This is a genomic window from Natrinema salinisoli, from assembly GCF_020405205.1.
Classification (GTDB): Archaea; Halobacteriota; Halobacteria; order Halobacteriales; family Natrialbaceae; genus Natrinema; species Natrinema salinisoli.
Genome location: NZ_CP084469.1, coordinates 4,149,257 through 4,172,611, shown reverse-complemented (window position 1 = coordinate 4,172,611; position 23,355 = coordinate 4,149,257). Strand labels below are relative to the sequence as shown.

The 23,355-nt window shown below is 65.3% G+C and carries 24 protein-coding genes; 11 read left to right on the top strand and 13 right to left on the bottom strand.

The window, feature by feature from the left end; genetic code table 11:
• Positions 1–34: 34 nt before the first annotated feature.
• On the bottom strand, positions 35–760 hold the full coding sequence (locus LDB05_RS20720) for a protein sorting system archaetidylserine synthase (RefSeq protein WP_226005862.1): 726 nt from the start codon (positions 758–760) through the stop codon (positions 35–37).
• A gap of 108 nt (positions 761–868) precedes the next feature.
• Between LDB05_RS20720 and LDB05_RS20715 the strand changes: the two genes are divergently transcribed.
• Together LDB05_RS20715 and LDB05_RS20710 are read left to right on the top strand one after the other, a co-directional pair.
• On the top strand, positions 869–1,303 hold the full coding sequence (locus tag LDB05_RS20715) for a cupredoxin domain-containing protein (RefSeq protein WP_226005861.1): 435 nt from the start codon (positions 869–871) through the stop codon (positions 1,301–1,303).
• Between the two features lie 104 nt (positions 1,304–1,407).
• Entirely contained in the window at positions 1,408–1,713 is a 306-nt protein-coding gene (locus LDB05_RS20710; RefSeq protein WP_226005860.1) for a putative quinol monooxygenase, read from the top strand.
• A 119-nt stretch (positions 1,714–1,832) separates the two neighbouring features.
• Here the strand turns inward: LDB05_RS20710 and LDB05_RS20705 are convergent, their stop codons facing one another.
• From LDB05_RS20705 to LDB05_RS20675, 7 genes are all read right to left on the bottom strand, one after another.
• On the bottom strand, positions 1,833–2,759 hold the full coding sequence (locus LDB05_RS20705; protein WP_226005859.1) for a hypothetical protein: 927 nt from the start codon (positions 2,757–2,759) through the stop codon (positions 1,833–1,835).
• Between the two features lie 683 nt (positions 2,760–3,442).
• Positions 3,443–4,081, bottom strand: a complete 639-nt coding sequence (locus LDB05_RS20700) for a 30S ribosomal protein S3ae (protein WP_226005858.1) — start codon at positions 4,079–4,081, stop codon at positions 3,443–3,445.
• Positions 4,074–4,400, bottom strand: coding sequence for a KEOPS complex subunit Pcc1 (locus tag LDB05_RS20695; RefSeq protein ID WP_226005857.1), 327 nt, complete (start codon positions 4,398–4,400; stop codon positions 4,074–4,076). Before LDB05_RS20695 ends, LDB05_RS20700 begins: the two co-directional genes overlap by 8 nt.
• Positions 4,397–5,623, bottom strand: coding sequence for an exonuclease (locus LDB05_RS20690; RefSeq protein WP_226005856.1), 1,227 nt, complete (start codon positions 5,621–5,623; stop codon positions 4,397–4,399). Before LDB05_RS20690 ends, LDB05_RS20695 begins: the two co-directional genes overlap by 4 nt.
• Positions 5,624–5,629: 6 nt before the next feature.
• Positions 5,630–6,103 (bottom strand): 30S ribosomal protein S15, encoded by a 474-nt coding sequence (locus tag LDB05_RS20685; RefSeq protein ID WP_226005855.1) that lies wholly within the window; start codon positions 6,101–6,103, stop codon positions 5,630–5,632.
• Between the two features lie 214 nt (positions 6,104–6,317).
• Positions 6,318–8,393 (bottom strand): type II secretion system F family protein, encoded by a 2,076-nt coding sequence (locus LDB05_RS20680; RefSeq protein ID WP_226005854.1) that lies wholly within the window; start codon positions 8,391–8,393, stop codon positions 6,318–6,320.
• A complete protein-coding gene (locus LDB05_RS20675; RefSeq protein ID WP_226005853.1) occupies positions 8,390–10,288 on the bottom strand; it encodes a type II/IV secretion system ATPase subunit in 1,899 nt (632 codons plus the stop codon). Before LDB05_RS20675 ends, LDB05_RS20680 begins: the two co-directional genes overlap by 4 nt.
• Positions 10,289–10,457: 169 nt before the next feature.
• Between LDB05_RS20675 and LDB05_RS20670 the strand changes: the two genes are divergently transcribed.
• From LDB05_RS20670 to LDB05_RS20650, 5 genes are all read left to right on the top strand, one after another.
• On the top strand, positions 10,458–10,928 hold the full coding sequence (locus tag LDB05_RS20670; protein ID WP_226005852.1) for a DUF5793 family protein: 471 nt from the start codon (positions 10,458–10,460) through the stop codon (positions 10,926–10,928).
• Between the two features lie 193 nt (positions 10,929–11,121).
• Positions 11,122–12,294, top strand: coding sequence for an ABC transporter ATP-binding protein (locus LDB05_RS20665; protein ID WP_226005851.1), 1,173 nt, complete (start codon positions 11,122–11,124; stop codon positions 12,292–12,294).
• Between the two features lie 111 nt (positions 12,295–12,405).
• Positions 12,406–13,086: a DUF998 domain-containing protein gene (locus LDB05_RS20660; protein ID WP_226005850.1), complete on the top strand. Its 681-nt coding sequence runs from the start codon at positions 12,406–12,408 to the stop codon at positions 13,084–13,086.
• A 69-nt stretch (positions 13,087–13,155) separates the two neighbouring features.
• Positions 13,156–13,434 carry a UPF0058 family protein gene (locus tag LDB05_RS20655; protein ID WP_006429684.1) on the top strand — a complete coding sequence of 93 codons (279 nt, stop codon included), beginning with the start codon at positions 13,156–13,158 and terminating at the stop codon, positions 13,432–13,434.
• A 57-nt stretch (positions 13,435–13,491) separates the two neighbouring features.
• Positions 13,492–16,080 (top strand): DUF7527 domain-containing protein, encoded by a 2,589-nt coding sequence (locus LDB05_RS20650; protein ID WP_226005849.1) that lies wholly within the window; start codon positions 13,492–13,494, stop codon positions 16,078–16,080.
• A 229-nt stretch (positions 16,081–16,309) separates the two neighbouring features.
• Here LDB05_RS20650 and LDB05_RS20645 read toward each other — a convergent pair whose 3' ends face one another.
• Entirely contained in the window at positions 16,310–16,615 is a 306-nt protein-coding gene (locus tag LDB05_RS20645) for a hypothetical protein (RefSeq protein ID WP_006429686.1), read from the bottom strand.
• A 455-nt stretch (positions 16,616–17,070) separates the two neighbouring features.
• Here LDB05_RS20645 and LDB05_RS20640 point away from each other — a divergent pair, with 455 nt between their 5' ends.
• The 3 genes from LDB05_RS20640 to LDB05_RS20630 all read left to right on the top strand — a co-directional run bounded on the left by LDB05_RS20640 (position 17,071) and on the right by LDB05_RS20630 (position 19,313).
• Positions 17,071–18,435, top strand: a complete 1,365-nt coding sequence (locus LDB05_RS20640) for an adenylosuccinate synthase (RefSeq protein ID WP_226005848.1) — start codon at positions 17,071–17,073, stop codon at positions 18,433–18,435.
• 77 nt (positions 18,436–18,512) lie between these two features.
• A complete protein-coding gene (locus LDB05_RS20635) occupies positions 18,513–18,707 on the top strand; it encodes a methytransferase partner Trm112 (RefSeq protein WP_226005847.1) in 195 nt (64 codons plus the stop codon).
• Positions 18,708–18,722: 15 nt separating this feature from the next.
• Positions 18,723–19,313, top strand: a complete 591-nt coding sequence (locus LDB05_RS20630; protein WP_226005846.1) for a DUF7524 family protein — start codon at positions 18,723–18,725, stop codon at positions 19,311–19,313.
• A gap of 52 nt (positions 19,314–19,365) precedes the next feature.
• On the opposite strand, the gene LDB05_RS20625 is transcribed toward LDB05_RS20630, so the two are convergent.
• From LDB05_RS20625 to LDB05_RS20610, 4 genes are all read right to left on the bottom strand, one after another.
• Positions 19,366–19,773: a hypothetical protein gene (locus LDB05_RS20625; protein WP_226005845.1), complete on the bottom strand. Its 408-nt coding sequence runs from the start codon at positions 19,771–19,773 to the stop codon at positions 19,366–19,368.
• A 92-nt stretch (positions 19,774–19,865) separates the two neighbouring features.
• Positions 19,866–21,038: a DR2241 family protein gene (locus LDB05_RS20620; protein WP_226005844.1), complete on the bottom strand. Its 1,173-nt coding sequence runs from the start codon at positions 21,036–21,038 to the stop codon at positions 19,866–19,868.
• A 3-nt stretch (positions 21,039–21,041) separates the two neighbouring features.
• Positions 21,042–21,941 (bottom strand): CbiX/SirB N-terminal domain-containing protein, encoded by a 900-nt coding sequence (locus LDB05_RS20615; RefSeq protein WP_226005843.1) that lies wholly within the window; start codon positions 21,939–21,941, stop codon positions 21,042–21,044.
• A 95-nt stretch (positions 21,942–22,036) separates the two neighbouring features.
• Positions 22,037–22,381, bottom strand: a complete 345-nt coding sequence (locus tag LDB05_RS20610) for a BsuPI-related putative proteinase inhibitor (protein WP_226005842.1) — start codon at positions 22,379–22,381, stop codon at positions 22,037–22,039.
• Positions 22,382–22,557: 176 nt separating this feature from the next.
• On the opposite strand from LDB05_RS20610, the gene LDB05_RS20605 reads away from it, so the two are divergent.
• The gene (locus tag LDB05_RS20605; protein WP_226007947.1) at positions 22,558–23,310 is read left to right on the top strand and encodes a DUF2797 domain-containing protein; all 753 of its coding nucleotides are present in this window, start codon (positions 22,558–22,560) and stop codon (positions 23,308–23,310) included.
• The last annotated feature ends 45 nt before the right edge of the window (positions 23,311–23,355 follow it).

The following is a 23,355-nucleotide window of genomic DNA, read 5'->3' as shown; positions in this document are numbered from 1 at the left end:
ACTGTACATACTTGACGGTCGTGTCAGCACGGCCCTAAGCGTTTCCATGCACGTCGACCGACGGCGACCGTTCTCTCTCGCCCCAGTACAACCAGGGGCTGAGCGTCATGTACGCCAGCCCGAGCGTCAGGAGGGCGTACGGAAACGTTCGACCGGCGACGTTCGGAACGAGGATCGCGAGCGCGTGGACGATACCCATGATCGCGGCGTCTCGAGACAGGAGATCGGGGTACTGGATCCGCGAGACCATCAGGTAACAGAACGCGCCGGTGACGGCGAGGACGAGCAACGGTCTGGTCTCGCCGGCGAGGATCGCCGCCCCGAGTATCGTCGCGGCGAGCGTCGTCTGGACACCCTCGGTGTAATTACCGGAGATGTCGTAGGCGGTGTACATTCCCAGCCGAGTGACGGCCATCGCGACGAACAGCGCACAGACGCCCGTGACGAGCAGGAGTTCGGCGGTGATCGTGGCGAAATCGACTCCGAGGCCCTCAGCGACGACGACGAACGAGAGGACGGCGGGAGCGACGGCGAACGAAGCGACGTCAGCGAGCGAGTCGAGATACGGACCGGCGTCGGTGCCGCCGTAGCGGCGCGCGAGGATGCCGTCGAGTCCGTCCGCGATCGCTGCGAGGAGGATGAGCCGGGCCGCGAGGTCGATGTCGACGGTCGCTACGACGACCGCGACGAACCCCAGGGCGGCGTTCGCGATCGTCACCGCGTCGGCGACACCCAGCCGACCGACGAACCGGGGGAGCATATGCCCGGATTCGACGGGGAGCTACCTTACGTGTTTTCGTTTCCGGAGGCCGCCGTTTTCGAGAACTGAACCGGGGCGGTTATACCGTAACTCTCCTAACGATCGGGTATGCAACGGCGTGGCTATCTCGCCGCCGTCGGAACTGCGACAGCTGCGACGCTGGCCGGGTGTTCGTCGCTCCTCAGTTCGTTCGACGACGATCCCTGTGCCGGCGAGGACTGTCACATCGGAATGAGTCGTACCGAGTTCCACCCCGACGTCTACGAGGTTTCGGTCGGCGACACGGTCGTCTGGCAGAACACGAGCGAAGCCGATCACACCGTCACGGCCTACGGGGACCTGATCCCCGAGGACGCCGAGTACTTCGCGTCCGGGGGTTACGAAAGCCAGACGGCAGCGTACGAGGCCTGGGACGACCGCGGCGGTCGACTCGGAACGCGCGACACGTACGAACACACCTTCGAGGTGCCGGGTTCCTACGAGTACTTCTGCATTCCCCACGAGGGTGCCGAAATGATCGGCGAGATCGTCGTCAGCGAGTAACGCGTCGAGCAGTACGGCTCGCGACCTGACAGCCCGCCACGACCTCGGCGTCGGTTTCCGGTGGGACCAGCTTTATCTCTCGACGAACGAATCATCTTCCCGTAATGATCGTTATACACGCGAGTTTTCCGATCGACCCCGATAGCCGCGACGAAGCGCTCGACCTGATCGAGGACCTGGTGTCCGAATCGCAACAGGAAGACGGCATCATCGACTATCGGGCGGCGACGGACGTCACCGATCCGAACGTCGTGCGCTTCTTCGAACAGTACGAAGACGAGGAGGCCTTCGGCGCACACACGCAGACGGATCACTTCCAGGAACTCGAGGCCGCGCTCCCGGAGCTGCTCGCCGGCGAACCCGAAGTCACCAAGTTCGACGTCGACTCGGCCGAAGAACTCGAACTCTGAGCGGGTTTCTCACCGACTGAGCGCTCCCCGTTTGTGAGATCGGTCCGTCTCCGTTCGAACTCCGGCTATGTACGTAGTGTGGGCGCGATAGGGGCCGGTAGTTTACCACATAGAAGCGGTCAGCGAGATTCGTCTTCATGACCCACCCCCGCGTCTTCCAGTGATGCTTCTATCGAGTTCCGCCACAGGGTCATGTCGGCCGCGTGCGTCTCGAGCGCACCGACGTCGTCCTCCAGGGATTCGATCGACGACCGGAGCTCGTCGTCGAGTTCCTCGAGGTCCGACTGAACCGCCGACAGCTCCGATTTCGTTCGCTCCTGGAGTATCGCGACCGCCTCTTCGATCGTGGCGTCGGTGTCGTCGATTTGCCCCTCGAGGGTCGCCGCGCGCTCGTCGATTCGGTCCTCGAGATCGTCGATGCGATCCTCCACCTGTTCGATATCTCGTATTCGGGAGGCCAGCGCGGTCGTTCGCGTGTTGAGGTTCTTCTCGACGTGTTGAATCCGTCTGGCGACGTCCTCCTCGACTCGGTCCGTCGAGTCGTCGGACGCCTCGCCGTCCCCGGAAACGTCGTCGAGGTTGAGGGTGTCGCGTTCCGCCGCGGAGCCCGAACCGTCCTCGCGTGTCGATTCCTCGAGGCTCGCGAACCGATCGGCCAGTTCGGTGACCGCGGTTTCGAGGTCGTCGATCCGGCTCTCGAAGTCACTATCCGTCGACTCGAGCGATTCGACCGCCGTTCGGAGCGTCGTCAGTTCGTCGATTACCGAGTCGAGGTCGGATCGGACGGCTTCGAGGCCGTCCCCCTCGCCACCATCCGAGTCCCTGTCGATATCGTTCGATAATTGCGCCACCGTCGATTCGAGGTCCGAAACCCGTTGTGGATCTGCACCTTGTGAGCGGGACTCGTCTTCGAGTGCCCGTTTGAGAGCTTCGGTTCGGGCACCGCCCTGGTCCGATCTGAGGGCCTCGAGCAGCGCGTCGAGGACGTCGTCTACCGAATTCCCGCCGGTCGGTGCCGACCGTTTGCCACTGTCATGTCGATTCATACCACTGTTAGCGGTGGGACGCGTCCTCGAACGTTCGACTGTCATCGCGACGGAACGACGCCGGTCTCCCGGAGAGCGAGTCGGGATCGCGCGGTGCACCGTCTCTCGCTCGAGATTTCCCCTCGTCGGTTTTTATCACAGACCGACTACAATGCTCCGACCCTCCGTTCGCCCTGTCGATATCGGTTTGCACGATTAATTCTACACGAGAACAGAAGCATAAATAGGTGGCGGCCGTTCATCACTGTTCAATTCTATATCAACCGCGAGAACCGCGAACGGGCCATCCTCTGCAGTTGTATCGAACATACAGACACATGTAATTAATGTACTTATAACAATCATCTAGTTTTAAATAAAAGGTGTGGGAATTGCCACCGATGTCCGAATCAGAGGCGGAGAACGACACGCAGGACAGCTCGACGACCGACGGACTGCTCGACCGGATCAAGCGGCTGGTCACTCGACGGTAACAGCGGGAGAGGCGAAATGCGGGTTCAACACCCGACGACGTGACCGATCCCGTTTGCTCACGGCAGAGACCGTTCGCTCGTCGCGGATAGTGCGGTGCCACCGATCCCGTCGCCGTGGGAACGACAGCGCCGTGAGCCGACGGGTATCTGGCGACTTTTTCAGTTAAAATAACGATCGTAGCGAGTATCGACTGCGCTCGCGGCTCGCGATCAGTCCGCGGAGACGTCTTCTTCGTCGACGTCGACCGCGGTCGCTTCCTCCTCGGCGACTTCCTCGGGGTGGGCCTCGAGGGTCGTCTTCTGGATCTCGACGCGGCGCAGCGGGTAGATCGTCTTGGCCTCGCCGTAGATGGCGGAGGAGAGACGACCTTCGACGACGCTGTCGGTGAGTTCCTCGAAGGAGCGCTCCTCGGCGGCCTCCTCGATCATCCGGACCATCTGCTCGCGGATGGCCTTCTCCTGGCTCGCGTCGGCCTTCTTGGTCGTGAAGGCGACGGGCTGGATCTGGACGCGGTAGTCGTCCGTCGTGAGGACGGTGACGTAGGCCTCGATCTTCGAGGCACCGCGACGGACCAGCGAGCGCAGGTAGTCGCGGGTCAGGGAGTGTTCGACGAACTCCGTGTACGCGCTGTCGCTGCCCACGTCGTTGATCTTGAAGGTGAGCTTCGTGTTGTTCTCGCTCGCGTTGTTGTTGAGTTCGCCGAGCGTCGTCTCGAGCGTTCGGCCGTAGACTTTCTCCGGTTCGTCAGCGGGGGTTTCGCCGAGTTCCTGGCGGTCGAACTGCTCGGGTGCCAGGACGGTGTACCACCGCTTTTCCTGTTTCGCACGTGAAACTGATCGTTCACTCATTGTGTGTTGTGTTGGTATCGTGATCGGACACAGGTCCCGTGTCCGTCGGTTGATCGCGCTGTTCGGTTCGTGCCTGCGACGCGACGTCGATCGCGACCTCGAGGTTGACGACGTAGTCGTCGACCGTCGACTGCAGGCCGCTCGTCGTCTCGCGGTCGATCCGCGTGACGATCGTCCCGGCGCGCTCGTCGCCCGCCGCGTCTGCAGCGGTGTCGCGTTCGACGGTGGTCGTCATCTCGTCGGTATTGTCCGGGCTGAGTGCCCGCGCGATGAGGGCCGCGTCGTCGTGTGCCGTCCGAATCGTCGCTCGCCGGCTCATCGGAACTCCCTCACTGCCGCGATGATGGTCGAATCGTCCACGTCCGGGTCGTATCGCAGGTAGCCACGCCGGTGGCCGACGTCGTACTCGACGCCGATCTCGGAGCCGTCTTCGGAAACCGGTTCCGTCTCAGGCGCCGCACCGGCGACTTCGCGAGCGACGCCCTCGACGGTCGTGCCGAGGGAGTCGGCCTCGCGCGTCGCGAGCGCCGCCTCGCCGTGTCCGACGACGAGGACGACTGGCTCCGGCGACCGGGAGGCCGCCACGATCGTCGCGATCGTTTCGACGGGACCGTCGTCGACGTCGACGACGAACAATCCGTCGTAGCGACCGGTCGACGCACTCGAGAGCGACTCGTGAGCGCGGCGGCCGTGTTCGCGCCAGACGTCGAGTGCGGCCTCGCGGACATCGTGTCCCATCGCGAGTGCCGTGCCGGTGCCGGGTTCGGTCCGTGCCAGCGCCTCGAGTACGTCGGCGAAGCCGCCGAGCGTCGCGAAGGCGTGGTCGGGTGTGGCGTAGGGTCGAAGGAGCCGGCCGATCGACTCCGCCGTGGCGTCGGTCGCCTCGTCGGCACCGACGGCGTCGAGCGCGACGAGCGAGCCGATCGCTCGATGGTCTTCCGTGTCAAGCGCGTCGGAATTGCCGTCGACGGCGTCCGAAAGCGTCTCGCGAGTCGCGTCGATATCGCCAGACCATGGCGCGCGCAGGCGCGTCGAGTGCGCGACGCCGTCGATCGGATCCGAAGTCGGTACCGCGACGCCCGGTCGCTGCTCGAGGAGTTCGCGTTCGATCGCGGTCTCGAGGAGCCACTCGCTCTCGCCCGCACCGGGTTCGCTGCCGCCGGCGACGACGCCGGCCAGTGCGAGCACCGGATCCGGCGTCCCGCCGATCTCGCGGACGAGATCGACGGCCTCGAGCGTGGCGGGTCGGTCGGTCGCTGCGAGCCGAATCACGTCGTCGGTATCGGCGGCCGCGTCGGCCGCCCCGACGACGATCGTCCGGTCGTCCTCGTTCGTCGGTGGGTCGACGCGTGCGGATCGCTCCGCGATCGTCCGACCGATAGTCACCTGAAACGGCGTCTCCCGCTCTGCGAGGGCGCTCGCGATGAGGCCGCTCGCGGCGAGCCCGTCGCCGTCGGCGCGGGCGACGAGGCGGACGAAGCCGGCGCTCTCGAGCGCGCTCGTGGCGGACACCGGCTCGGCGGATCGACCCTCGGTGGACATGTGACGTTACTCCGCGTCTTCGATGAGTTCCTTCGCGAACTCGGGCGTGTACGTGAAGTCCGGCTCGAGCTCGTCGCCGCGGTAGTATTTGACCAGGCGGCGAACCTTCGCTTCGGTGTTCTGCAGGGCGCGCTTGTTCTGGTAGTCCTGCTGGTTCCGCTGGACGTGCTCGCGCAGGCGCACGGCGCGCTCCATCAGGTTCCAGAGATCCTCGGGGATGTCCGCTCGCGCGTCGTTCTCCTCGAGGATCTCGGTGATCTTCTTCCCGGTCGCCAGCTTGACGTCGGGAACGGGCGTACCGGTGACGCCTTCGTCACGCAGCTTCATCCCGATCTGGCTGGGATCGTGGCCCTGCTCGGCTAGTTCGACGACCCGGTCTTCGATGTCTGCTGGGTCGACGTCGCTCCACTCCGGCGGTTCGTCTGCCGACGGCTTGTCCGAACCGGACGAGCCGCGACGGCGGGTGTGCATTCGTGCCATTGTTGAGGATAGGAATCGCACTGACCGCGCGTGGACACTGTCGTACGACAGTGGTGGCTCTCGCCGTGCACTTCCGCAATCCCAAGCCACCCTGAAGAGCGGGTGACACAGTCGGATTTGCGGCCGTGCGCTTCCCACCGGGGATTCTCTCGTCGCGGACAAAAGGGTTTCTACATCGGGAGCGGGGCGAATCCGGTGCACGTGCGGCCCCCGCTCACACGAGGAGCGCGAAGAGGAGCACGGAGAGTCCGATCATGACGGCGGCGTGTTTCGCGCCCGCTCTGATGTCGCCGGTGCTCAGCTGGCCGGCGATCAGTCCCGAGAGCGAGCCCTGCACGAGCGTCGCGTGATAGAAAAGCGTCGCGTAGGCGTCGGCATCCGCGGCGGAGAGTCCGCCCAGTTCGTCGACGCCGGAGCCGGCTGCCAGTTCCGCCCCGCCGGTCGGAAGGTTCGGAAGCAGGTAGCCCGCGAGCACACCGATAATGAAGAGGAAGACCAGAAACGAGACGTAGACGACGACCATGTACTCGAGCATCGCCTGTCTGCGCTCGCGCTCGAGCCGGCGGTCGGCCGCCGCCTGTCGCGCGGCGATCCGGAGCGTGGTCGCGAGATTCCCGCTCGCGTTCATCGACTCGGTGAGGAGCGTGACCACGCGGGCGATCGATCGAGTCCCCACGCGTGCCCCCAACCGCCGAAGTGCGGTCTGGAGATCCGCACCCCACTGGACGTCGGCCCAGACGCGGTCGAGCTCGGCGCTGAGCGGGCCGAGATCCGAATCCCGAACCCGATCGACCGCCGAGACGATCGACAGTCCGGCCTCGTTGACGCTGGCGAGGCGATCGAGCAGGTCCGGCACGGCGGCCTCGATCGCCTCGAGCCGCCGCCGATGGAGTTCGTACGCAATCGCGAAAACGGAGAACGCTCCGAACGCACCGACGGCGACGGTGTCGTCGACGGCAGTGACGTCGAATCCCCCCTCGAGCGCGGCGGGAACCCGACCCGCGATCGCCGCGAGGACGATCGGGAGGGTTACGACGAGCGTGAGCGACGGGCGCTCGACGAGCGTCCGAATGGGGTGGCCGAAGCGCTCGCGGACGCCCTGCAGCCGACGGAAGTACCGGACCCGTTCGACGTTCGGATGCGGGCGCGGTCCCGGTCCGTTGCTGGCGGCGGCCGCGGTTCGGTCCGGTCGATCCGCGGCGGGCGGGTCGATCGCGTCCGGTTCCCCGTCGACCCCGTTACTGGGGTCGAGCTTGTCCGTCACCATGCTCAGGTACACCATGAACCCGACGTTCGCGACGGGCAAGAGCACGTAGACGATGACCTGTAACTGCCCGAACGTGTCGCCGGCCGCGATGCCGATCACGACGAGGATGGTGATGAGAAAGAGCGGGCCCGCGACCAGCACCGTGACGTAGGCTTCGGCCAGCGTCGCGAGCAGGTCGAGGATGCTCTGCTGTTGGGACTCGGCTTCCTCGCGGTAATCCTGGTACTGGCGCTCGAGGAACTCGGAGAGCCCCTGTCCGCTCTGGAGGACGCTGACCAGGTTCTCGGTGAACTCGCGGAACTGCGGGCTCGGCGAGCGACGCCCCATCGTCTGGAGGGCAGTGATGACGTCGGTCCCGAAGGTGTCCATCTGACGGACCGCGACGGAGAACTCCGCGGCGGCCTCGCCGTAGGTGTCCTCCTGCGCGGCGACGATCCTGACGACCGTCGGGAACGCCATGCCGCTCTTCGAGAGCGCGTAGACGAACGCGACCGTCGCCGGCAACCCCGCCTCGATTCGGCGGGCTCGGCCGTCGGCGACGTAGCTCGGGTACCACCATCGAAGCCAGTAGGTCCCACCGCCGGCCACGGCTCCTACCGTGAGCGAGGAACCGAGCAACAGGACGACGAGTTCGCCGAGCGACAGCGTCGGCACGCCCCCGATCCCGGCGATGAACTCGAGGAACCCTGGCAGCGCCTCTCGCATCGTCTCGGGGTCGACCGAGAGCAGTTCCAGGAGCCCCCAGATGGCGTAGAGTCCGAACACTGCCCCGACGAGGACGGCGAGAACGGTGTAGAGCAACGTCACCGATCCGTATTCCCGTACCGTCGTCGGGGCGTGTGCGGCCCGCAACGTCGCCTTCTTCCCGGACCACTCGTCCCGGAGCGCGTCGACGTAGCTACCGAAGGCTCGGATCGACACCCGGTACAGGACGCGCTCGAGCCGAGTCGAGTATCTCGCGAGGACGAGGGGGACACAGAGCAGCGCCGCACCGAGCAGCGGAACGACGGTTACGAGCCTCATCGCTCTCGAGGTGCGTCGTCTCCGGTCTCGAGTTCGGTCGTCGCCCCGTGCCCGCGTTCGACCGTCCCTTCGTGCTCGCGTTCGACCGTCTCTCCGCGTTCGCGATCGACTTTGGTCCCGGTCTCGTCGTCCGCGATCGTCTCGAGGACGCGATCCGGATCGCTGTAGTACTCGTTGACCATCGCGGTGAATCGCTGGTAGTCGTCGATCCCGTTCGCACGGAGGTACTCGAGGAATCGTTCGCGGTTCTCGACTTCGGTCAGCAGTTCCTTCTGGCTCCAGCCTCGTTCGTCGCGGATTTCGGTGAGAACCTGACTGCCCGAACTCCGGAAGCTGTCGGTCTCGCCGTCCCAGGTGTAGGCGGTCGAGTAATCGAGTTCGCCGGTCCGCTGGTCGACGCCCTCGATCTCGGCGAGGACCTTGTTCCGGCGCACGCGCTGGTCACCCGACCGGGTCAGCGTCTGAATCGAGAGGATATCGAGGCTCTGTACCATCGACCGGGGCACGTTGATCGGCTCGTTCTCGAGCCGGTTGATCGCCGTCTGCACCGAATCCGCGTGCATCGTCGAGTAAGTGGTGTGACCGGTGTTCATCGCCTGGAAGAGGGTCATCGCCTCCTCGCCGCGGACCTCCCCGACGACGATGTACTCCGGTCGGTGGCGAAGCGCGGAGCGAAGCAGGTCGTACATCGTCACGTCCGTGCCCTCGTGGAGGCGCTCGCGCGTGATCGACGAGAGCCAGTTGTCGTGGGAGAGCTGGAGCTCGCGGGTATCCTCGATCGTGACCACCTTCGACCGCGGCGGAATGAACATCGAGATGGCGTTCATGCTCGTGGTCTTCCCCGACGCAGTGCCGCCCGCGAAGAGCAGGCTCTTGTTGTGCTCGATCGCGAGCCAGAGGTACGCCAACTGCTCGACGTTGAACGTGCCGTACTCGAGCAGATCGATCGGCGTAAACGGATCCTCTGCGTACTTTCGGATCGTGAAGGCCGATCCCCGGGGCGTCACCTCTTCTCCCAGCGCGAGTTCGGCACGCGAGCCGTCGGGCAACGTCGTCTCGACCATCGGATCGCCGATGGAGATGTGCCGGCCGGAGTGCTGGGCCAGCCGAACGACGAACCGGTCGAGATCGGTCTTCCCGAAGGACACCGACGTCTCGATGTCGGTGTACTCGTCGTGGTAGACGAAGATCGGCAGATCGTAGCCGTCACAGGAGACGTCCTCGACGTGCGGATCGCGCATGATCGGATCGAGCGGCCCGTATCCCCGGAAATCCCGGTAGATGTAATAGAATAGGCGGTAGAACGTCGCCGTCTCGAGCTCGGCCCCGTATCGCTCGAGGGCATCGCGGATCGTCTCTCGGAGCAGCGTCTCGATGTCGCCACCCTCGTCCTCGCGGTACAGCAGGGGATCGCGAACGTCTTCGAACAGCGCCTCGAGCAGGACCGTCTCGTCCTCGCTGAGCGTCGGTTCGACGGTGTGATACCGGTGTTCGTTGGCGTCGTGATCGTAGCCGATCGAAACGAACGAAAACGGGGCGTCGACCCAGTAGCGGTCGACTTCCTCGAGACCGTCCGGGCCGTCGAACGTGACCAGCGGCCCGTGAGCGTCCGGATCGTAGTCGTCGATATCGACGGTCGAGCCGCGGACCGTTTCGACGACACGTCGAACGGCGCGTCGAACGGCGTCGATCGTCGACTCGCCCTGTGGACCACCGGACGCGGCCGAATTCGACTCGGTGTCGACGGCCGCCGTCGGATCGCCGTCGGAGGCCGGTGTCGACTCGGTGTCGGCTGCGGGGGCCGCCTCGTCTCGAGCGGACCCGTCGGCTCCGCTATCGCGTCCGAGGGTACCGTCTCGATCCGCGTCCGACTCGGTGGATGGTGGTGGGTCCATTGCGTACAGGTTTCGTGACACCTCCGGACGCAATCGGCATAAATGGGATGGCCGACCGACGCCCCGATCGGCGACCGGGCGCGGTCGTCTGGTTCGATGACGTCCCTCTCGGGCGGTATCCGTCGTGCGTTACGTTCATACTGCGGGAGTCCGAAGGACGACGTACGGAATGAGGCGCGAGCACTTCACGTTAGACGTTACCAATATCGACTGGGTCGAAACCGGCGGCGAACCCCAGAAACCCGCTGTATCGATCGATTTCACCGGCCCAGCGACGCTGCTCCGCGAGCGCCTGACTGGTCCCGACGGGAACGTTCTCGACGCGAGCGAAACGGACGTCGCCCTTCGTCTCCAGGGGCCGCTCGGGAACGATACCACGGGAGTAGTGAGCGTGACCAACCGCGTCACCGGCGAGTTCATCCTCGAACTCAACGAGGACGCCGAGGACGTCCTCCAGTTCATCCGAGCGGCTCGAGGCTACGGGGAGGACGCCGGCGACGACGAGGGCCGGTACGAGGTGGCACTCACACTCGATGGCGACTCGTTCGTCACTTACGACAAAGGGACCTTTCTCGTCTACGACGAGGAGGGCAGTCTCCTCCGTCAGCACAGTCTGATTCCGAGCGGCGTCGAACTGTAGCTCCCGACGAGTCCACTCCTTCACCTCGCTTCGCTCGTTCAGTCGTGGATTCGTCGAACATCGCAAACCGGAGGGTTTGCTCATCCCCGACGAGTTCCCGCTTCGCTCCCGGCGGTTGGGACCGGATCGGCAATTATAAGTGTTTTAGGCACGCCTAAAGGGAATAGACGGCGGCAGACGCCGGAGTCGATTCATGGCGAGCGAACAACTACTCACGACGACGGCCGAAGGAAGGGATCGAGAACCGGCGACTGGAGACCCCGTTCTCGAACTCGACGGAATCGCGAAGGGCTTCGGCAGCGAAGACGTCATCGGCGACCTGTCACTGTCCGTCCGCGACGGCGAGATTCTGACGCTACTCGGTCCGTCGGGCTGTGGCAAGACCACGACGCTCCGGCTGATCGCCGGGCTGGAGAAACCCGATACCGGACGAGTCCGGCTCCAGGACGAGACCGTCGCCGGTGAGGGTCGCTTCGTACCGCCCGAGGAGCGGGGCGTCGGTGTCGTCTTCCAGGACTTCGCGCTCTTTCCCCACCTGACTGCCCGCGAGAACATCGCCTTCGGGCTGCAAGACTGGAACGAGGCAGACCGCGACGACCACGTCGACGACCTCCTCGAGCTGGTCGGCCTCGCGGATCACGGCGAGGACTATCCAGACGAACTCTCGGGTGGACAACAACAGCGGATCGCCCTCGCGCGGTCGCTGGCCCCCGAACCGGAGATGCTGTTGCTCGACGAGCCGTTCTCAAATCTGGACGTCGATCTGCGGGTCGAGATGCGCGAGGAGGTCCGGCGGATCATCAAGGAGACCGGCGTCACCGCCGTCTCCGTCACACACGATCAGGAGGAAGCGCTGTCGATCTCCGATCGAGTCGCCGTGATGAGCGACGGAGACATTGAACAGATCGATACCCCACAGCAGGTGTTCCAGCAACCGGAATCCCGGTTCGTCGCCGGCTTCCTCGGTCACGCCAGTTTCCTCTCCGGCGACGTCCGCGGCGACCACGTCGACACCGCGCTCGGGCGCGTGCTCCGCGGCGACGTCAACGGGCTCGCCCACCAGTACGACGGCACCGCCGTCGACCTGCTCGTGCGTCCGGACGACGTGACGGCCTACCCCGCCGAGGAATCCGAGGCCGACGGCCGCGTCGTCTACCGACGATACCTCGGTCCGACCGTCCTCTACCGCGTCGAGCTCGACGGCGGCGAAACCATCGAGTGCATGCACAACCACTCCGATCGGATCAACCTCGACGAGCGCGTCGGCGTGCGCGTCACCGCCGACCACGACCTCGCGTGGTTCCCCGCGGATCACCGCGAGGAGCTCGACGAGGACGCCGACGCAACCGCTGCCGGGGCTGACTGATCAACCGGCGACGCACCCGCTCGAGACCCGTCCTCCCCCTCTCGTAACGCGTCGATTCGGTCAGTATTCAAAACAGTCACTTTGATACACAAGCACACTCGAATCAGTGGCATGGCTAATCAGAAACGGATCGCAACGTACCGGGGGACCGCTAATCAGAAGCGGATCGCGACGTACTGTGGAATCGCCGCGGCGCTCGTCTCGCTGGGTGCGATCCTCCTCGCGACGCTCGTCGCTCCACCCGAGACGTTCACCTGGCAGGGGAAAGCGCTCTCGGACATGGGTCGATACGGCGCCCCGACCTTCCCGATATTCAACGGCGGACTGATCCTCAGCGGACTTCTCGGATTCCCCTTCATCTGGCTAACCTGGATCATGAGTCGAAACGCCCTCGAGCGCCTCGGCGTCGCCTTGCTCGCACTAGCGGTCGTCGGGATGATCGGTGTCGGGGTTTTCTTCCTCGATCACACGGCGGTTTACCTCGAGACGAGTCTGCACGGGGTCGCCGCGCTGGCCGTGTTCGGGATCGCGCCGTTCGCGAGCTGGGTCTACGGAACCGGCGCCGCACTGGCCGGGGACAGCCGCCTCGCGATCGCGTCGTTCTGGTTCGGAAACGTCCACCCACTCGCCTGGCTGGGATGGATCTTCTCGGTTGGCGGGACGGCCACTAGCAGCGCGTGGTTCGCTGTCCCCGAGTTCGTCGTCTCCGTTGCCTTCTCCGGGTGGATCGTCTCGCTGGCGTTCACCATCCGGCAACGGGATGACGGGGAACTGGACGCACCGAACCGCTGAGCGCTTCAGGTCGGTTTTGCGACCCGTGGCCACACAACGCTTAAATCGAAACCGTTCGTAACGATGTGTATGCATAAAGACGAACTCCTCGAGCTCCACGAAGAACTCGTCGTCATTATGGAGTACTTCTCGGACCGCGAGGAGGTCGACGAAACGCTGTTCGACCACTACCGCCAGCTCGACGTGGATCCCTCCCACGTCCACAAGTCCAAGAGCGAACACAAACACGCCGTCTTCGTCCTCGGCAACGCGCTGGCCAGTGCGATGAGCGAAGACGAGTTCTCGAGCGCCGGTCGGATCGGCAAGCGCATGAAGGAACTCGCCGAGGACGCCGAATCGAAAATATAGAAAATATAGGTCGTTTCTAGGCGAAACGTATTTGGTGTGGTTCCCGCTTGTTGACGTATGGACTCGCGCACGCAAGAGCGCGTCGAGGAGTGGGACTCTCGCCCCTTCGACGGCGGTTTCGACGGACTCTCCGATCTCGCTGCGGCCGATTTCTCGGGTGCCGTCACCGCAGTCGGCACGTGGCTCTTTATGCTCAACGGCCGGATAATCGGCGTCGTAGACGGCGATATCGAGGACTTCGAAACAGCTTCTGGCACGCAGTACCAGGCCCCGCATCCGTCGCTCCCCTTGCTCTGTGCAATGGAGGAACGCGGCGGCGAGACGCGGGCGAACTACTACACCAACGAGACGCCGCTTCGCGAAGTCGACAACACCCTCCAGAGCGGCTCGTTTACGGGGTACATCGAACTGAGCGAGAACGTGCTCAGCGGCGACTATTACGCCGTCTACTACGGCGGCCGCCGGATGGCAGCGGCCTACATCGGCAACGCCGAACGCCTGCTCACCGGCGACGAAGCCTTCGAGCGAGCGGCCGACGAGGTCGGCATCTACGAAGTTATCGACGTCGACATCACCGTCACCGACGTTCCGGGAACGGCCGGGGGTGCACCCGGCACGAATACCGATTCCGGGGTCGACTCGAGTCCGGACTCGGGATCGTCGGTGGGAACCGGACCCGGCGGGTCCGAGCCCGCCGTGTCCGGTCAGGACGCCGCGGGGACCGACCCGACCGCCGATCCGACGGACGCCGCGATCGATCCGATCGACGTCTCGAGTACCGACCCGGCCGGGAGCGACCCGATCGAGGACGTTACCGTGGACGACGAGTCGGCGCTCACGTCGGACATCGACCTCACGGGCGAGCATTCGGGCATCACCGCGCCGGACGACGACGGGCCCGAACCGGAGCCGACCTCGACCGGAATTACCGAGTCCGAGTCCGCCGCCGATCCCGATCCGGCCCTCGATGCCGATCCCGATTCGATCACGTCGGGCGAGGAGGCCGAACCGACGGACGAACGCTCGACCGAACCGGCGGATAACGCGGCGGATGGGTCCGTTGTCGACGATTCGGCGTCCGCAGCGACCTCGAGCGACGAAACCGGAGCCGAAGCGGACACCGACACCGCTGGCTCGGACGAGACGACCGCCGGAACCGACACCGAACTCGTTTCGGGTTCGAACCCCGATTTCGAGGAGGTCAAGGCGGCGGCCGAGGAACTGGAGCGAAACGACATCTCCTGGGTCGACGACGAAGACGAGGACGACGTCGCCGACGAGGCGACGGACGACAACGCCACGTCGCCGTCCGACGACGCAGCACCGGAGGGCGAGGAGGGAGATCTCGAAGAGCAGTTCGAACGCGAGGAAGCGTGGCGGGAGACGCGACGCATTCCGTCGATCGATCCCGACAACAGCGACTCGTCGGACGCGGCGAACGCCAGCGCGAGCGGCCGTGACGAACGATCGAGTCAGTCGTCGCCGTCGACGGCGAGCGCGGAGTCCGTCGAGTCCCCTCCATCGGGCGCCACGGGGGCCGACTCGAACGCCACAGGGCGAACCGCATCGACCGCGTCGTCGGGTACACAGGAGACTCGATCCCGGACGCAGCCGAGCCAACGGAACGCGGAACGAACCCAGAGCGGAGAACCGGCTGCCGAACAGAGTCACAGCCAGGATCAAAAGCGCGTCGCGGCCCTCTCGGAGAAAGTCGAAACCCTTCAGGAGCAACGCGACGCCCTCGTGGCAAAAGCCGAGGAGCTCGAGGCCGAACGAGATCGACTGCGGTCGGAAAACGACGAACTGTCGTCGACGGTCGAGCGACTCCAGTCTCGAATCGACGAACTCGAGACAGAACTGGACCGCGAGCGCGCCCGCGCGGGAGACGCCGACGCGACGGGAGCGGCCGCGAGCGCCGGAACCCAGCTCTCGCCCCAGCAGGCGCTCTCGGGAACGAACCTCTTCGTCCGATACGCCTCGAAGAGTCAGCCGACCCTCGAGACGGCCCACGACGGCGACGCCGATCGTAGCGAGGTCGCGTCGAACATCCAGCTCGAACACCACACGCAGTTCGACGCGGCCGACGCGGCGGTCAACGGAACGCCGTACGAGGACTTCCTCGCGTCGTCGATGGAGCACCGGTTCGTCGACTGGCTCACCGAGATGCTCCTCTATGAAATCCGCGACACCGGCAACGCGGACGGTCTGGGGGACCTCTACGACGCCATTCCGCGGATCGACCGGGCCGAGATCGGCGCGACCATCTCGCTCGAGGACGACGACACCGAGGACGTCCCCGATCAGGTGACGTTCGACATCGTCGCGTACGACAAGATGGGGAATCCGTTAGTCCTCGTCACGCTCAACGACTCGCGAGAGCCGGCGACGGAAGGGATGCTCGAGCAACTGGAGGAAGCCGCCTCCGCGGTGAAGGCGAACTATCCGGACCTCGCGGCCGCGATCGCCGTCACGTCGAGTTACTTCGAACCCGGCGCGCTCGAGGTGGCCGAGCAGGCGACCAGCGGCGGTCTCCTCAGTCGCGGCTCGAAGCTGAGTTACGTCAACCTCTCGCGCAAGGAGGGGTACCACCTCTGTCTGGTCGAGTCCCGCTCCGAAGGGTTCCACATGAACGTGCCCGAGTTGTAGGTCGTCGAACGGCCGTCTCCGGTTTTTCGGACACCAGTCAACGGGACCAGCACACCGTCCGCATCTACCGAGCGCGCGGCTCGAGCGATTCGACCCACTCGGCGAGAGGCACCCTCGGAGTCGGGCGGGACGCTCGAGCGTGAAAAACGGCGAGAAAACACCTAACAGTCAGTCATACATCGGTCGCTGGTCACGGGGACGGGCGATAGCGTCCGAACCGGACGAGAGACTACCCTTCGATCTCCGCGACGTCTTCGATCTTCATGCCGTCGAGCTTGTCGACGATGTCGTCGATTTTGCCGTCGAGTTCGTCGACGAACTCGGCGGTGCGTTCGGTCTTGATGGCGCCCTGGCTCGAGGGCTCGATCAGGTTCTCTTCCTCGAGGACCCGAAGCGAGTAGCGAACCTTGTGGTGGGGGTAGCCAGTCTCGTTGGACATTTTGACGATCCCGATCGGTTCGTTCTCGATGACCATCTTCAGGACCTGGAGATGACGTTCCAGCATATCGACTTCCTTCTCAAGTCTATCTATCATGGCATTTGTTAACTTGTCGTTGGACCCTTTAAAAGTTACCCTCGGCGGCTGAGTAGTCCACTCTCAACTAGATGTCAGTTCCTGTCAGTAGTTAACGCTTCCGATCGCGGCGATCGACGGGGACGTCGGAGGCGTCGGATTCGGACAGTGACGTGAACCGCGCGCCAGCCCGAGAGAGGTCATTTCGTCGATCATCCCTCAGTCCGGGACTCGGAAACGGGTCGTCGGAGCCGTCTTCATTGACCGTTCTCCCTGCTCGTATAAATATTGGTAGCCATGCCCGCCGCCGTTCGTGGTGAATCGTTTCCCTCCGCCGGCCGTCGAGCCCCGGAGCCAGCGGATCGCCAGCCCCGCTGAGAGGTGAGATTCGATCGCCATCCGTCGACTCGGTCGGTGGTGGCGGCCACCCGTATACCGAAATCTGTTTATCGGCCCGGCAAGAATCCGCCGCTGTTATGACCGTCACTATCGTCGGGTCGCAACTCGGCGACGAAGGCAAGGGTGGTGTCGTCGACCTCTACGGCGACGCCGCCGACGTCGTCGCCCGCTATCAGGGCGGGGACAACGCCGGACATACCGTCGTCCACGACGGTACGAAGTACAAACTGTCACTCGTCCCGTCGGGCGCCGTCCGAGGAAAAGTCGGCGTACTCGGCAACGGCTGCGTCGTCAACCCCGAGACGCTGTTCGATGAGATCGATACCCTCCGCGAACGCGGCCTCGAGCCCGACGTCCGCGTCGCCGAGCGCGCACACGTTATTCTCCCCTATCACCGCGCGCTTGACGGCATCGAAGAGGAAGAGAAGGAGGATCTCGCCGCCGGCACGACCAAACGCGGCATCGGACCGACGTACGAGGACAAGGCCGGCCGGCGCGGCGTTCGGGTAGGCGACTTACTCGACCCCGACACGCTCCGCGAGCGCCTCGAGTACGTCGTTCCCCAGAAGAAAGCCCTCGCCGAGGAGGTCTTCGACAAGGAGACCGGCGAGGAGTTCGATATCGATCACCTCTACGAAACCTACCGTGAGTACGGCGAGCGCCTCGCGGAAGAGGACATGACCGTCGACTGCGGCACCTTCCTTCAGGAGCGAATCGACGCCGGCGACAACGTCATGCTCGAGGGCGCGCAGGGAACGTCCCTCGACATCGACCACGGCGTCTACCCCTACGTCACGTCCTCGAACCCGACCGCGGGCGGCGCGACCGTCGGCACCGGCCTCGGCCCGACCGTTATCGGCGACGGCGAAGTCATCGGCATCGTCAAGGCCTACCTCTCTCGAGTCGGAACCGGCCCGCTGCCGACCGAACTGGGCGGTGTCGAGGATCAGACGCCCGGTTACGACGTCGACCAGCCCGAAAGCGACGACGATGAGGAACTCGCCACGTACATCCGCGACGAGGGCGGGGAGTACGGCACCGTCACCGGCCGCCCGCGACGGGTCGGCTGGCTCGACATGCCCATGTTGCGCCACGCGGCCCGCGCGAACGGCTTTACAGGTCTCGCAGTAAATCACATCGACGTGCTGGCTGGCCTCGAAACTGTCGAGGTCGGACACAGCTACGAGTTCGACGAGGAGGAAATCTTCACGATGCCCCCGACGACCGAACAGTGGGGCCGGTGCGAAGCGACGTTCAAATCGTTCGACGGCTGGCCCGAGGTCGACTGGGCCGCAGTTGCCGAGGAGGGCTACGAGGCGATCCCCGAGAACGCCCGCACCTACCTCGAGTACATCAGCGACGAACTCGACGCGCCGATCTACGCCGTCGGCGTCGGTCCCGGCCGCGGGGAAACCGTCGTCGTCGAGAACCCGTACGAATAGGCGATCACACGCGGTCGCGGGCGACCCGCTCGCGCCGTTCCCGAAACCTTTTGCTGCAGGCGGCAAGCCTACGTAGTATGAAGGAGTCGTTGCTGGACATTCTCTGCTGCCCGCTCGACAAACACGACCTGGAACTCGAGGACGCCGAGTACGACGACGACGAGGTCGTCGGCGGCGAACTCGTCTGTACCGAGTGCGGCGAGGCGTACCCGATCGAAGACGGGATTCCGAACCTGCTGCCGCCGGATATGCGCGAGGAGACCCCGGCCTAATCGGCCTGACAGATCGTGCCCGGAACAGAGGTTACCGTCCACGTCAACCGCGGGACCGCCACCCCACTCGAGGCGACGAGCGAGTCGCTCGAGACGAGCGACTCGTTCGCACTCCTCTTGGAGGGCCACGAGACGCCCGCGCACGTTCACTGTCGCCTCGCCGGCGATCTCGAGCAGGTCGCAACGCTCGGGGAGACGAACTACTACGTCGAACCGGACAGCGTCACCGCCGTTCCGGTCACCGTCACGACCGACAGTCTCGACCGCCCCGTCGCCGGCGATCTCGAGGTCGTGACCGGCTACGGGTCCGAATCGGTTTCGATCGCCGTCACCGCCGTCCCCGGGACGCCGAACGTCGACGTCGACGAGTCGCTCGCCGAACCGGCTCGGTCGGAGCCCGACCCGACGATGCTCGAGCGACTGGTCGGCCCGGTGGCCACAGCGGGCGGGTTCGATCCGGGGACGCTCGTGGTCCTCGCGCTCGGACTGGTGGCGATCGGTATCGCGACGGTGACGACGGCGACGATCGGCGGCCCGATCGCCACGGTGGGGTTAGGAGTCGTCGCCGGCGGCGTTCTCGTCGCGCTGGTTCTGCTACTCCGGTAGCGCATCGCCGACGTCGGCGGTGTCGCCGGGAGTCGGATGACGTCGCCCGCACTCAGGCGACGTCGACGACCGCCCGATAGCGGCGACCGTCGTACCGGCTCGGCGTTTCAAACGACGTTTCGCTGTCGACCTTCGGATCCCGATCGACGTGGCGGGCGATCAGCTGGATGACCATTCGAAACGCCATCGTGATTCCCTGTTGCCCCGGAAGGGAGTCCCAGGTGACGTTTTCTTCGCTGTAGGATCCGGTTCGAGCCGCTTCTGCGACGATATTTTCCTGACTGGGTGCCAGTCCCATTCTGTCGAAATCGAGTCGGTCAGCCACCACGTCGTCGTCGGTCTCGGAGAAGGTGAGCGTATACGTGTAGCCTCTCGTGTCGTCCTCGTCGCTCGAGCACCCGGCAATCGCCGGGAGAGACGTCGTCGCCGTCGCGGTCGTGAGAAATGTGCGACGCTTCACGAACCGAACACGTGTCTACCGGACTACCAAGGTTGTGGCCGGCGGGCGAATCCTCGTGGTCGACCTGCCGACCGGAACCGACGAGACGACGGCTACTCGTCGACCCGCGTCGCTTCGAGGCTGCCGTCGTCGTCGAACCGCTTGGCTCGGAGGTAACGCGCACGGTAGCGGTTTGCACCGTCGTACACGTCGGCCTCGCGGATCTCGTCGATGCGACCGTCCGCGACCGCGTCGATCAGCTCCTCGAGCTGATTCAGCTCGCTGGTCGTCAACTCGAGTTCGTACGTGTGTTCGGTCTCGGACTCGAGGGTCGTACACTTGCGAGCGGCGGCGACCACGAGCGAGCACGGTTCGCGACAGGGGAAGGGGCCGTCACCGCCGTCGGCGTCGAGCTCGTCGCCCTCCTCGTACTGCCACTCCCGGCGGCGGAGACACTGCGAATCGGCGCAGCAGGCTTCGGCCATCCACTCGACCGCCTCCCGCGGGAGTTCGTCGATCACGTCGTAGATCCCCGTCTGTCGCTCGGCCGTCTCGAGCCAGTGGTCGACGTCGAGGGTCCCCTGCAGTTCGCGGTGCCAGTTGGCGACCGTCGCGGGATAGAAGAACTCGACCGTCTCGACGAGGTCGGCTCCCGAGAGCCCGGTGAACGCCCAGCCGGCGGGGAGCGTCGGCGCGGTCTTCAGCGGCCGATAGCGGCCGTCGTCGTCGTAGGTCGCGAGGTCGCGCGCATCGCGGGGGTCGTCGTAGACCTCGAGGTCCGCGATGTCGCTGTCGGCGTCGTCGACGTGCCACAGGTCGTAGACGCGTTCGCCGTCCGGATCGTCGACGTCGACGAAGCGGGCCGTGATAGACAATTGGCCCCACTCGCGGTCGATGCCGTCGCGGAGCGCGTCGTAGCGTTCGGGCACTGCGAGGGGAGCGTCACCGGCGTCCGCATCGCCCTCCCCGCTCTCGCTCCAGGGACCGGTCGTTGCTTCGTCAGTCTCGGCGTCCGCGAGCGGCGCTCGCTCGCACCAGCGGAGGAACGCGCGGCGAGCAGTCCCCTCCCCGCCGATTCGCTCCTGCCAGTAGCGCCAGTTCGTGGCGTACTCACCGGCCGCGTCGAGCGCGCGCCGCAGTTCGTCTTCATCGAGGCCGGTCCACTCGTTCGCCGGCGTCTCGAGGCGGTATCCGTCGTCCGATTCGTCGACGTGCAGGCCGTCGAACGCGATCCCCGAAGATGCGTGGTCGAGCAGCGTCTCGAGGTCGTCCGTCGCCACAGTCACGCGTTAGTCCCCCGCACCCGCTCCCGCGCTCGGTTCCGGATCGGCGACCGAGGCGGCCAGTTCGCGAACCGCCTCGCGAGCGTCGCCGATGTCGGCACCGGCGTCGGCCGCCCGCTCGAGGACGACGTCCGCCATCAGGTCCTCGGTACCGACTGCGCCCGTGTACCAGACTCGGTGGCCGTCGACCTCGGCCGGTACGTCCCATCCGAGCCGGTAGTCCTCGGTCAGGCCCATGTCTTCGGGGATGTCCTCCTGGGTGTGGTAGCCGTCGGCGATGAAGAGCGGCACGACGACGATGTCCTCGCTCTCGAAGTAGTCGGTGACGTCGTCGACCTCCGGCTCCTCGTCCATGAACAGGGCTTTCACCTCGTCGAAGCGGTCGCGCTCGGCGATGCGGTCGCTGTGGTACTCGATGGCCTTCGCGGAGTTCTCGTTTCGGTCGGTTCCGTGGCCGACGACGGAGAGGCCGAACCCCTCGCCGACGTCCGGATCCTCGGTCGCGGTCTCGGCGCGCTGGACGATCACGTCGGTCATCGCGTCGTGGGTCCCGACCGGTCCGCAGTAGTGGATCGTCTTCCCGACGTCTTCGGCCTCGAGTGTAGCCTGTGACGCGCTGGTACCGTCGGACTCCCACTTGTCGGGGTCCCAGTCCTCGAGGCGCAGTTCCCGGGGAATGACCTCCTCGGTGAAGTAGCCCTCGCTGATGAAGAGAGGGACGACGAACACTTCGTCGGACTCGAGGGTGCGGATCACCTCGCGGAAGTGCGGTTCTTCCTTCCAGAACGCCTCGCGGACCTCGTCGAACGCGCCCGTCTCGCGGATGGTATCCGCGTGGGCGTAGGTCGGATCCGAGGCGTCCGGATTCAGGTGCGATCCGTGTGCCGCGATGACCAGCGCTTGCATGGACGGCGCTTAGGATGGAGACGGTATATGGACTTCGCTGCCGGTTCGCGTCGCCGGGTCCGGTGAGGCGCGGGGCGAGCGCCGATCGGGGCCGATCAGGGGGAGACCGACACGTCGGTCCGGGCGTCACAGGTCGTATCCTGTGCCCGCAACTCCGCGATCGCGGTGTACTCGCCGGGGTCCGGATCGGACCACTCGGCTTCGTACGTCGCCGCTTCTCCGGGACCGAGCGTCTTCGAACTGAGTACCTGGGCGAACATGCGGCCCTCGGTAAAGCGCCAGACCTCGTCCGCGTCGTCTTCGACCACGAACTCCGCCTTACACGAGTCCGAAAACTGGAGGTCGACCGCCTCGTCGCTCGTATTGGTGACGGTGAACACGAACATCACCGCGTCTCTGCCGCCGTCTGCCGCCGTCTCGAGTGCTCCCTCGAGGCTCATGGGTCCGTGGTTCGACCCGCTCGCTGATAGGTCTTTTCCGTTCGCTGGCGGCGAAAGAATCGACTCGGTCGTCGTATCCGGCTCGAGCTGGAGAGACATCTCGGTAGCGAGCGACCGATCGCTCCCTCGGTGCCGAGAGCGCTATGCCTATTTGCGCCCAACTCGAACTCGAACCCGTGCAACTGGTCGGCTACCAGCCGAGCGGACGGGGGTCGGCGCTGCTCGTGAGCGACGGCGGCGACGTCGAGGCGCGCCCGCTCGAGCCCGGCGACGAGCTCGCCTACTCGCTGGGCGACCGCCACTGTGCCGGCACCATCGACGACGGCGGACACGTCTCCTGCGACCGACAGTCGACGCCGTACTGCGACTTCCACACCAGCACGTGGGTGTGCGCGCGCTGTACCGGCACCTGCCTGAAAGACGAGATGGACTGCCACGAGGAGCACGCCGTCTACATCGCCGCCTTCGCCCCCGACACGTTCAAAGTGGGCGTCACGAAGCGCCGGCGCCTCGAGACCCGCCTGCGCGAACAGGGAGCCGACCGCGGTACCCACGTTCATACGGTCCCGAACGGCAAAATCGCCCGCGAGCTCGAGGCCGAGATCGCGAATCGACTGGTCGATCGCGTTCGAACCGGCCCGAAGGTCGCGTCGCTCGCGGCCGCAGTCGACGACGACGCCTGGGAATCCGCCCTCGCAGAGTTCGACGTCATCGACCGCTACGAGTTCGATTACGGGATCGATCTCGAGGCCCGACCGGTCCGAGAGACGATGGCATCAGGAACCGTGGTCGGCGTGAAGGGCCGACTTCTCGTCCTCGCGAACGGCGGGACGACCTACGCCGTCGACATGCGCGACCTCGTCGGCTACGACCTCGAGACGGGAGCGACGGACCGGAACCTCCAGTCGTCGCTCGGATCGTTCGGATAGCGCTCTTCTCGTCGGTACCGTTTGCCGATGTGGAGGGTGTCGGAG

What these genes read in the sequence shown, in the direction of transcription:
- LDB05_RS20610 (WP_226005842.1), bottom strand. Translation starts at nt 22,381, where the DNA reads ATGAGCCTCGAGGGAGCACTCGAGACGGCGGCAGACGGCGGCAGAGAC.
- LDB05_RS20715 (WP_226005861.1), top strand. Translation starts at nt 869, where the DNA reads ATGCAACGGCGTGGCTATCTCGCCGCCGTCGGAACTGCGACAGCTGCG.
- LDB05_RS20675 (WP_226005853.1), bottom strand. Translation starts at nt 10,288, where the DNA reads ATGGACCCACCACCATCCACCGAGTCGGACGCGGATCGAGACGGTACC.
- LDB05_RS20640 (WP_226005848.1), top strand. Translation starts at nt 17,071, where the DNA reads ATGACCGTCACTATCGTCGGGTCGCAACTCGGCGACGAAGGCAAGGGT.
- LDB05_RS20645 (WP_006429686.1), bottom strand. Translation starts at nt 16,615, where the DNA reads ATGATAGATAGACTTGAGAAGGAAGTCGATATGCTGGAACGTCATCTC.
- LDB05_RS20680 (WP_226005854.1), bottom strand. Translation starts at nt 8,393, where the DNA reads ATGAGGCTCGTAACCGTCGTTCCGCTGCTCGGTGCGGCGCTGCTCTGT.
- LDB05_RS20695 (WP_226005857.1), bottom strand. Translation starts at nt 4,400, where the DNA reads ATGAGCCGGCGAGCGACGATTCGGACGGCACACGACGACGCGGCCCTC.
- LDB05_RS20650 (WP_226005849.1), top strand. Translation starts at nt 13,492, where the DNA reads ATGGACTCGCGCACGCAAGAGCGCGTCGAGGAGTGGGACTCTCGCCCC.
- LDB05_RS20685 (WP_226005855.1), bottom strand. Translation starts at nt 6,103, where the DNA reads ATGGCACGAATGCACACCCGCCGTCGCGGCTCGTCCGGTTCGGACAAG.
- LDB05_RS20670 (WP_226005852.1), top strand. Translation starts at nt 10,458, where the DNA reads ATGAGGCGCGAGCACTTCACGTTAGACGTTACCAATATCGACTGGGTC.
- LDB05_RS20660 (WP_226005850.1), top strand. Translation starts at nt 12,406, where the DNA reads ATGGCTAATCAGAAACGGATCGCAACGTACCGGGGGACCGCTAATCAG.
- LDB05_RS20655 (WP_006429684.1), top strand. Translation starts at nt 13,156, where the DNA reads ATGCATAAAGACGAACTCCTCGAGCTCCACGAAGAACTCGTCGTCATT.
- LDB05_RS20705 (WP_226005859.1), bottom strand. Translation starts at nt 2,759, where the DNA reads ATGAATCGACATGACAGTGGCAAACGGTCGGCACCGACCGGCGGGAAT.
- LDB05_RS20720 (WP_226005862.1), bottom strand. Translation starts at nt 760, where the DNA reads ATGCTCCCCCGGTTCGTCGGTCGGCTGGGTGTCGCCGACGCGGTGACG.
- LDB05_RS20690 (WP_226005856.1), bottom strand. Translation starts at nt 5,623, where the DNA reads ATGTCCACCGAGGGTCGATCCGCCGAGCCGGTGTCCGCCACGAGCGCG.
- LDB05_RS20710 (WP_226005860.1), top strand. Translation starts at nt 1,408, where the DNA reads ATGATCGTTATACACGCGAGTTTTCCGATCGACCCCGATAGCCGCGAC.
- LDB05_RS20665 (WP_226005851.1), top strand. Translation starts at nt 11,122, where the DNA reads ATGGCGAGCGAACAACTACTCACGACGACGGCCGAAGGAAGGGATCGA.
- LDB05_RS20615 (WP_226005843.1), bottom strand. Translation starts at nt 21,941, where the DNA reads ATGCAAGCGCTGGTCATCGCGGCACACGGATCGCACCTGAATCCGGAC.
- LDB05_RS20700 (WP_226005858.1), bottom strand. Translation starts at nt 4,081, where the DNA reads ATGAGTGAACGATCAGTTTCACGTGCGAAACAGGAAAAGCGGTGGTAC.
- LDB05_RS20635 (WP_226005847.1), top strand. Translation starts at nt 18,513, where the DNA reads ATGAAGGAGTCGTTGCTGGACATTCTCTGCTGCCCGCTCGACAAACAC.